Genomic DNA, 2,656 nt, shown 5'->3' on the forward strand with positions numbered 1-2,656 from the left:
ACACGAAGATGAAGACCAACAAGAGTATATGGGACACTTTACCCTATACAGATAACAATAAAAGCAAGCACTATGAAAATAGTGCTTGCTTTTTATTTTGTTGTATATTAAGTAGTTAGTAAATTACTTAGGTTTTTTTAACACGATTTGTTGCTTAATTCAAAACTAAATACTATCTTTGCATACCTTTAACGAAATATAAACGAAAAAATAACTATTTATGGATAAGTATTCTTTCTTGAATGCCGCAAGTACGGCGTATTTTGGTGATTTATATGACAAGTATCTTGAGAATCCTGATGCTATAGAACCCAGTTGGCGTGCTTTTTTTCAGGGTTTTGACTTTGCTCAAGAACAATATGGTGCTCCCCTTCAAGAAGCGGTGCCAGTAATGGTGCAGCAAGTAGTAAGCAATGAGGCTAATAAACCGTCAGAAAAAATTGAAAAAGAGTTTAAAGTGCTGAACCTTATCAATGCTTATCGCACTTATGGACATTTACTTACGCAAATAAACCCTTTGGCAGCGCGTGAACCACAGTTGATAGACTTATCTATTGAGCGTTATGGGCTTAGTACTGCAGATTTAGATATAGTGTTTGACAGTGCTAAGGAAATAGGGCTTTCTCCTACGTCTTTGCGTCAAATAGTTAGTACTTTGCAACAGTTGTTCTGTCGTTCTGTAGGGGTAGAATATCAGTATATTCGAGAGTCAAGTGTACGTCAATGGATAGACCAACATCTTCAGAAAAATAACAACATAACTCCTTTTTCAAAAGAAGATAAAATACGGCTTTTGCGCAAACTGAATGAAGCTACTTCTTTTGAAAATTTCTTGCATACTAAGTATGTAGGACAAAAACGTTTTTCGTTAGAGGGGAATGATGCTTTGGTAGCAGGCTTAGATTTTATGGTAGAAGCAGCTGCCGAGAAAGGAGTAACACATTTAGTACTCGGTATGGCACACAGAGGGCGTTTGAACGTTCTTGCTAATGTTTTTGGCAAAAATCCTCAGGATATTTTTTCAGAATTTGATGGTAAAGACTATGAAATGGACGATTGGTTTGATGGTGATGTGAAATATCACTTAGGCATCACAGCTGAACGTACTTCGCGATCAGGTAAAAAAATAGATATGAACCTCGTGCCTAACCCTTCGCACTTAGAGACTGTAGCTGCTGTAGTAGAAGGGATTACACGAGCAAAACAAGATAGATATTGTAAAGATAATCCGTTAAAAGCACTGCCTATAGTTATTCACGGCGATGCGGCAGTGTGTGGACAAGGTATTGTGTATGAAACAGTGCAGATGTGTGGCTTAAGAGGCTTCAAGACAGGCGGTACTATACATATAGTTGTGAATAATCAAGTAGGGTTTACTACTAATTATACCGATTCGCGTTCGTCTATCTATGCTACTGATATAGCAAAAGTAAATGATAGCCCTGTGTTACACGTGAATGCAGATGACGCCGAAGCAGTAGTTCACACATTCTTATTTGCTTTAGACTTTAGACAAGCTTTTGGTAAAGATGTTTTTATAGATTTGATAGGTTATCGCAAATACGGACATAATGAAGGAGATGAACCTCGTTTCTCTCAACCTAAAATGTATAAACTTATTGGTAAACACGATAATCCTCGCAATATCTATGCTCAAAAATTGATAACAGAAGGGCTTATACAACAATCATTGGTTACTGAAATGGAAAACGAGTACAAAGCACTACTCGATGCCCATTTAGAGACTTCAAGAAAAGAACCTTTAACGGTGATTAAACCGTTTATGCAAACAGAATGGCAAGGATTTAAAATAGCTTCTCCAGCTGAAATGCTTCAATCGGTAGATACTACTATCAACAAAGAGACGCTTACTAAAATAGCTGAAGTATTAACCGAAATGCCTGCTGATAAGAACTTTATTAGCAAGGTGAAGAAAGTTGTAGCAGATAGAAAAGAGGCATTCTTCCAAAATAATCATATCGATTGGGGAATGGCAGAGTTGTTAGCTTATGGTTCGTTATTGACAGAAGGTTATGAGGTGAGACTTACGGGTGAAGATGTACAACGAGGTACCTTCTCACATCGTCATGCGGTACTAAAGACCGAAGATACTGAAGAAGAAGTTTGCTTCTTGCAAGATTTAAAATATAAGAAATCAATGGCTAAGGGTGATTTTCATATCTATAACTCGCTTCTTTCAGAATATGGGGTGCTGGGTTATGAATACGGATACGCTTTGGCATCACCATATACACTCACTATTTGGGAAGCACAGTTTGGTGACTTCTCAAACGGAGCACAGATTATGCTTGACCAATACATTTCTTGTGGAGAAGACAAATGGAAAGTGCAAGATGGCTTAGTGATGCTACTTCCTCACGGATATGAAGGACAAGGAGCAGAACACTCTTCAGCACGGGTAGAGCGCTACCTACAGTTGTGTGCGGAAAACAATATGTATGTAGCTAACTGTACAACCCCAGCTAACTTTTTCCACTTATTGCGTCGTCAGATGAAGACTACTTTCCGCAAGCCGTTAGTGGTATTTACTCCTAAGAGTTTGCTACGTCACCCTCAGGTGATTTCTTCTTTGGAAGAGTTGGCAGAAGGACAATTCAGAGAAGTAATTACTGACCCTATAGCTGATGCTAATAAG

1 protein-coding gene is annotated in these 2,656 nt (G+C 38.3%); it reads left to right on the forward strand.

The window, feature by feature from the left end:
* Positions 1-220 precede the first annotated feature (220 nt).
* The coding region (locus tag HMPREF9074_RS11400; RefSeq protein ID WP_034540957.1) for a 2-oxoglutarate dehydrogenase E1 component at positions 221-2,656 on the forward strand (2,436 nt) is incomplete at its 3' end.

Source organism: Capnocytophaga sp. oral taxon 329 str. F0087 (genome assembly GCF_000213295.2).
Taxonomy (GTDB): Bacteria; Bacteroidota; Bacteroidia; order Flavobacteriales; family Flavobacteriaceae; genus Capnocytophaga; species Capnocytophaga leadbetteri_A.